Source organism: Bartonella birtlesii IBS 325 (assembly GCF_000273375.1).
Taxonomy (GTDB): Bacteria; Pseudomonadota; Alphaproteobacteria; order Rhizobiales; family Rhizobiaceae; genus Bartonella; species Bartonella birtlesii.
On the sequence record NZ_CM001557.1, the window covers coordinates 652868 to 660483 of the forward strand.

The window sequence follows — 7616 nt, forward strand, 5'->3', positions numbered from 1 at the left end:
TATAACTTATCATATAGATAAGCACAACTGTTATAAAATAACTTTTTTATATTTAATAAAAAGTATTTTTGTAAATTTATAGAAATTTATTTTTTTCTACTCTTGCCATTCTGTTTATGCGCTTTATTTGAAAGGTAAATTGCTCTTAAGTGAAACTATTTTTTTAGGAGATAAATCGCAGTATTTTTGAATGGAGATTATAGTATATTCTCAAAATTTATGTTTTTTATTTTTAGCTTGAATCCCTCTAGCTAAAAGGGTTGGGGACTTTTCTAGATTCAATGTTTTTGCAGAGATTTTAGAATGATGCCGTAAGCAATACCGGCATCATAAGGGGTGGGTTTTATCTTTATTTATTTATTTTTCGCTGCGCGAACAGGGTTTTGCCATGAGGGTTTTTGCGCGCTGTAATGATATTGTGCTCTGTTGGAGGAGGTTTTATGAAAAAATTATATTCAAAATCAAATTTGGTTAGAACGGTTACATTGGGAGCCGCCGTCGCCACACTCTTATCAAGTGTTTCGCCTGTTTTTGCAGCAAACCTTTCGATAGTAGGAAATGTAAATAGAAGCACAGGTGCTCCCGAGGTAATGTATCCATGGGGTAGTCATGGTAGTGTTGTTTTTGCGGGTGATGATGATTACTGTGGTGTAGATAATGTTGTTGGTCGTGGGGGCGTACAACAGCAGGGCATACCAGATAATTTGCGAATATCTGCAAAAGAGCAATATAACAGATTTATCAATAATCAAGAATTTAATGGTGGTACTCACCCTTATGGCACAACCACTCGCCAAGAGATTTGGGGTGCTGATGGTTTTACAGGTCCGCGTGTTACTCCGACTACTGGTAGCGGCTATATGGGTGCAGGTTCTACTGGTGGTTTCGCTGGTGCTCTGCCTGAGGCTTATGGTATTTATTCTTTTGCTACCGGTTGTGGATCTGCTGCAACGGGTAATTATTCAACTGTATTTGGTGCAGGTGCAACAGCAAAGGCAGGGGGTGCGCAAGCTTTTGGTGTTTCTGCACTTGCAAGTGGAAGAGCAAGTGTTGCTATGGGTGTGGGGTCAGAAGCATCAGAGGTTTCTACGGTTGCGATTGGTGGGATTGCGACTGCTTCTGGTAAACGTAGCATTTCTATAGGTGATAGTTCCAAAGCTACGCTGGATGATGCGATTGCGGTTGGTTCAAATGCAGAAGGAACTGGTATAAATAGTGTTGCTATTGGTAAGGTGGCATCTGCATCCGGTTACAATAGTATTGCATTGGGGTTAAAGACAATGGCAACAAACGAGTACGCGATTGCTATAGGTTCGAAGGCTGAAGCTCAAGCTCTTGGTTCTATTGCAATAGGTGGTGGGGAACCTGCAGAAAGCGGGGAGGAAAGAAAAGTAATAGCGAAGGGTAAAAATTCGATTGCTATAGGTTCTCATACTTATGCTGAGACGGCTCATTCAGTTGCAATTGGTATAAACGCACATGTACGTGTTATAGATGGTGTTGCTGTGGGTGGAGGATCTGTCTCTCGTGTTGAGAGTGGTGCTTTTGGTTATGATCCTGTAGCAAATACTGCAACAACAAAGAGTGATCTTGCGTGGAAAAGTACTGGAGGTGACTTTAGTGTTGGTAATACTAATCAGAATTTAACACGGCAAATTACAAATGTTGCAGCTGGTTCTGCAGATACTGATGCGGTAAACGTAGCACAGCTGAAAGCTTTGAGAGACGTCATGGCAGGAGCAGGAGGCTGGAAAATTTCTGTTAATGATGTAAATCCTACAGATGTTACTTCAGGCAGTACAGTAGATTTTTCAGTGACATATAAAGATGAAGCAGGAAAAGACAATTTAAAGATTGAAAAACAAAATGGGGATGATAAGCAAAAAGTCAAATTTTCTTTGAGTGATACTCTTAAACTGACGAGTGTTACTACAGGGCAAGCCTCTATGAGTGATGATGGCTTTGTGATTGGTGATACAAGAGTAACCGTTGATGGCTTTGGGTTTAATGGTAATAATGGGCCAAGCATAACTGTGGAAGGTATTGATGCTGGCAATCAAAAGATTACAAATGTGGCAGACGCAACTGAAGATCATGATGCAGTCAATTATAAACAGCTGAAGGAAGTACAAAAAGGTATCAAAACAAGTTGGCAGCTTTCTGTTAATGGTGGAGATGCTATGTCCATTGGACCAAACGAAATGGTTAATTTGGAAGCAGTTAGTAATAATGGTAAACAGAATATAAAGATTGAAAAAGGTGAAGACCACAATGTCAAATTTGCTTTAGCTGATGATATTAATGTAATGAGTGTCACAGCAGGAGAAAGCATTATGGATGCTGCTGGCTTTAGGTTTGAAGGTGGTAACGGGCCGAGCATAACGATTAATGGCATGCATGCTGGTAATCAAACGATTAAAGGGGTAGCGGCAGGGGAAGAAGATACCGATGCAGTGAATTATAAACAACTGAAAGATCTAGAAACAGTTGCAACACAAGGTTGGAAGCTTTCTGTTGATGGTAACAATGCTACAGATGTTAAAGCTGGGAGTACAGTAGATCTTGTTGCGGGTGAAACTGAAGACGGTAACAAAAATATCAAAATTGCAAAAGACAATAATACAGTTACATTTGCTTTGAATGATACTCTTCAGCTCACAAGTGTTACGACAGGCAATAGTGTTATGAGTAGTGACGGCTTTAAGTTTATTGATGGTAATGGACCTGAAATAACTTTAGATGGTATTAAAGCTGGTAATAAAAAGATTACAGAAGTAGCAGATGGAACTGATAATACCGATGCAGTAAATTATAAACAGCTGAAAGATGTAAGACAACTTGCAGAAAATGGTTGGAAGCTTTCTGTTGATGGTAACAATGCTACAGATGTTAAAGCTGGGAGTACAGTAGATCTTGTTGCGAGTGCGAGTGAGGATGGAAGCAAAAATATTAAAATTGCAAAAGACAATAATAAAGTTACATTTGCTTTGAGTGATACTCTTAAATTGACGAGTGTTGCTACAGGCAACAGCATCATGAATAGTGATGGCTTTTCATTTATTGATGGTGGACCAAAAATAGCAGCGAATGGTATTGATGCTGGCGATAAAAAAATTACAAAAGTGGCAAGCGGAACGGATGACACTGATGCAGTGAATTATAAACAGTTGAGAGACTTTACAGCAGGGATAGAAACGGGTTGGAAGCTTTCTGTCAACGGTGAAAATCCTACCGATGTTAAGGCTGGTAGTACAGTAGATCTTATTGCCGTTAAACACCAAGAGGATGGTGAACTCACAAATATTAAGATTGTAAAAGATGAAAACAATAAGGTAAAGTTTGATTTAGAGGAACATATTAAAGTTGGTAGCATATCAGTAGGGGATCAAACTAGTTTAACGGCTAATGGCTTGGTAATTAAAAATGGTGGTCCGAGAATAACATTTGGCGGGATTCATGCGGCTGATAAAACAATTACAGGAGTAGCAGATGGTGTTAATGAGCACGATGCTGTTAATCTTTCACAATTGTATAAAATGAAATATGAGTTAGAAGACAATAGTCTTGTTAAATGGAATGAGGGCGAAAAGCTTATTACCATTGGTGCTGAAAAAGGCGGTAACGAAATCAAAATTGCGAACTCTGAAGGCGAGAATCGTATTATTTCTGGTGTTGCAGTTGGAAAGGTTAGTTCCGATTCAACAGAAGCAATAAATGGCCATCAGCTTTTCAATTATGCTGCTAATATATCAGAATATTTTGGTGGTGAGACAGATGTATTGAACGGTATAAAACCAACTTTTACTGTTCAGGGTAATGAACATCATAATGTAACGGATGCTTTTACTGCTGTTGATACTTCGATCACAGATATTTATAAGCAGATTAACAATGTAACAAATAATAGTCTTGTTAAATGGGATGAAGGCGAAAAGCTTATTACCATTGGTAAGGAAAAAGGTGGTACGAAAATTGATATCACAGGAACTGATGGAGTGCGGACCATTGCGGGGGTAAAAAATGGAATGATTTCAGAAGCTTCAACAGAAGCAATAAATGGTAGTCAGATTAATAAGATATCTGGAGATATTGCAAAATTCTTTGGTGGAGATGCGGCATTTCAGAATGGCGCCTTTGTAGGACCAAACTATAATTTATCTACAGTTTCTGCAGATGGTAAAGTAGAACAGAAAATTTTTAACGATGTTGGTTCCGCGTTGACAGGACTTGATGCGAATGTCAAAAATGTAAATAGTCGTTTGACACATGTCACCAATGAATTTAATCAGAAATTTAATGATTTCTCTAAAGATGCTTTGCTTTGGAGTGAAGAAGAACAGGCGTTTGTTGCACTTCATGGACCAAATGGAGAAAAAACAGAAAGTAAGATTACTTACCTTTTGAATGGGGATATTTCTGAAGATTCAACAGATGCTATAAATGGTTCCCAACTTTATTCTATGAGTAACAAAATCGCTAATTATTTTGGTGGCGGTGCCTCATTCAAGAATAAAGAATGGACCGATCCTACTTTCAAAATTTCTCAGCGTAATGAAGATGGCACTATTGTTGAGAAAAAGCATCATAATGTCGCTGATGCTTTTGAAGGTGTCGACAATTCTATCACGGATATCTATAGCCAGATTAATAATGTTACAGAAAATAGTCTTGTGAAGCAAGAAGGAGGTTCTGAGGGTCTTATTACCGTTGGTAAGGCAACAGGTGGTAGTAAAATCAGCATTGCAAATAAGAACAATGAGGATCGGACACTTTCTGGTGTGAAAGATGGGACACTTTCGATAATCTCGACTGAAGCAGTAAATGGTTCACAGCTCTTTACTACTAATCAGAATGTTAAGGCTGTAACAGGTGATCTGAAAACAGTTGCTGAAAATACATCAAAATATTTTGGTGGTAATACAGATGTGCTTGCAGGTATAAAACCAACTTTCCTTATTCAGGGGGAAACATATCATAATGTTTTTGATGCGTTTACTGGTGTCAATACTTCTATCACAAATATTGATAATAAGATTTCCGATGTGGTAAAAAATAGTCTTGTTAAGCAAAACGGAGGTGTGTCGGGTGTTATTACCATTGGTAAGGATACAGCAGGTACTGAGATTAATATTGCAGGATATGCTGGTGTAGAGCGCACTATCTCTGGTGTAAGGGCAGCTGAAAAAGGTAACGAAGCTGTTAACAAAGATCAACTTGATAAAAGCATAGAGAAGATATCTAAAGATATTGAGACAGCAAGTGCTGCTGCGGTTCTCTACGATAAAGATGCAAATGGTAGTGTTAATTACGGTAGTGTAACTTTAGGCGGCAATAAGAACAACGGACCAGTTGCTCTCCTGAATGTTAAGGATGGTAAAATTTCTCAAGATTCCCATGATGCGATCAATGGTAGCCAGATTAATAAAATATCAGGAGATATTGCAAATTACTTTGGTGGTGGCACTTCATTCGAAAATGGTGCTTTTAAAGGACCAAAATATAGCTTATCTGTTATTCTCGAAGATGGTACAGTAGGAAATGTTAATCATCGTGATGTTGGCTCAGCGTTGACAGGGCTTGATGCGAATGTCAAAAGTGTAAATACTCGTTTAACAAATGTTGCCAATAACTTTAATCAGAAGATTGAAGGTATCTCTAAAGATGCTTTATTGTGGGATGATGAAGAACAGGCGTTTGTTGCACGTCATGAAAAAGATGGACAGAAGACAAGCAGCAAATTGAAGTATCTTTTGGATGGTGACATTTCTAAAGGTTCAGCGGATGCCATTACGGGTAACCAGCTTTATCTCATGAGCAATCAACTTGCTGCTTATTTTGGTGGTGGTGCTAAATATGAGAATGGCAAATGGACAGCACCTAATTTCGTGATTTCTCAAGTCAATGCTGATGGCACAATTGTTAAGAATGAGCATGATAATGTTGCTGATGCTTTTGGTAGTATTAATAACGGGATGTCAAATATTAATAACCGTATTGACGATGTCATAAACAAGGTCGATTCAGATGCTTTAAAGTGGAATAAAGAAAAAGAAGCCTATGATGCTGGTCGTGATGGTCAACCGAGCAAAATTATCAATGTAGCTAATGGCAAAATTGAAAAAGATTCAAAAGATGCGGTAAATGGTGGACAACTGTGGGAAACAAACGAACGTATCTCCGGTGTTGAAAAAGATGTTAAGCATATTTCAAATAGAGTTGATAACATTTCCAATACCATTGCTGATATTGGTGACACAGTTATCAATATTGATGCCAAAATTGATAATGTTGAAAACAAAGTTAACGACATTGCTGAGGATGCTATTCGCTATGACAGGGATGAAAATGGTAAAAAAACTAATAAAATCACTTTAAAAGGTGGTGATGCTAGTGAGCCTGTTATGATTGATAATGTTGCTAATGGTCGCATCGAAGAGGGTTCGAAAGAAGCTATAAATGGTGGTCAGCTTCATGATTATACCCAAGAACAGATGAAAATTGTTCTCGATCAATCAAAGCACTACACAGATCAACGGATAAATAATATCAGGATTGATGCTATTGATGAAGCCGTTGAACGTGCTAACAACTACACCAATATAAAGTTTGATGCTTTAAATTATAGCATAGAAAATGTGCGCAAAGAAGCAAGACAAGCAGCAGCTATTGGTTTAGCAGTGTCTAACTTACGCTACAATGATACACCTGGAAAATTAAGTGTTGGATTTGGTTCTGGCTTATGGCGTAGCCAATCTGCATTTGCCTTTGGTGCTGGTTATACATCAGAGAAGGGAAATATCCGGTCTAATGTATCTGTTACCACTTCTGGTGGTCATTGGGGTGTAGGTGCAGGATTCAATATGACCTTGAACTGATAATTAACAACATACATTGAGAAAAGTTAATTCGCCCTTGTTTTAGATAAAAACAAGGGCGAAAATTTATTTTAATAAGCCATTAACAAATGAGATTTTTAAAGAAAAACATCAAAAAAAATGAATAATAAAATACAACACATTATTAATGCTAAAGTTATATCTTCATCTCAATTTATAATTTAATAAAAAAAGAGATCACTATATACTAATAGTTTACGTTTTTCATGAAAAAATAGTCAAAAAGAATATAAATCAAATATATTACTTAACTTTACAAGTAAAAATCCACTAACTTAGCATAAGAATATGCTTCTGCAAATTTATCTAAACAGACCTATTATTCAAATACATATCGCCGCAAAAATAAAACTGCCAACAACCTTAAAGTTTTCTTGAAAGCAATTTTTTAACTATGAGTTCATGCGGAAATAACCTCTCTCACTCGTCTTTAATAGCTAATTTAATGTAAGACAAAAATTATAAATTGAAATATGTCTTTTTTATGTCATAAATATATTGATTTGATTTTTTTTCATTGGGGCACTTGTGATGAAAGAATTATCTATCATATCAAAGAGTAATAATTGGAATTACGGACATTTCTCTCGACATTTGTTTAAAAATCTTTTTTTGGGAACTACAATTGTTGCATTTTTATCAAATACCTTTCCCGTTTATGCGAAAAATTTTGATGTACAAGTCGTAATAACTTCGTATAGCATACATTATACGAAGTTA

1 protein-coding gene is annotated in these 7616 nt (G+C 37.0%); it reads left to right on the top strand.

Annotated elements, in window-relative coordinates; translation table 11 throughout:
- Nucleotides 1-440: 440 nt before the first annotated feature.
- Nucleotides 441-6875: a Vomp family autotransporter gene (locus QWU_RS03285; RefSeq protein ID WP_017196186.1), complete on the top strand. Its 6435-nt coding sequence runs from the start codon at nucleotides 441-443 to the stop codon at nucleotides 6873-6875.
- Nucleotides 6876-7616: the final 741 nt, after the last annotated feature.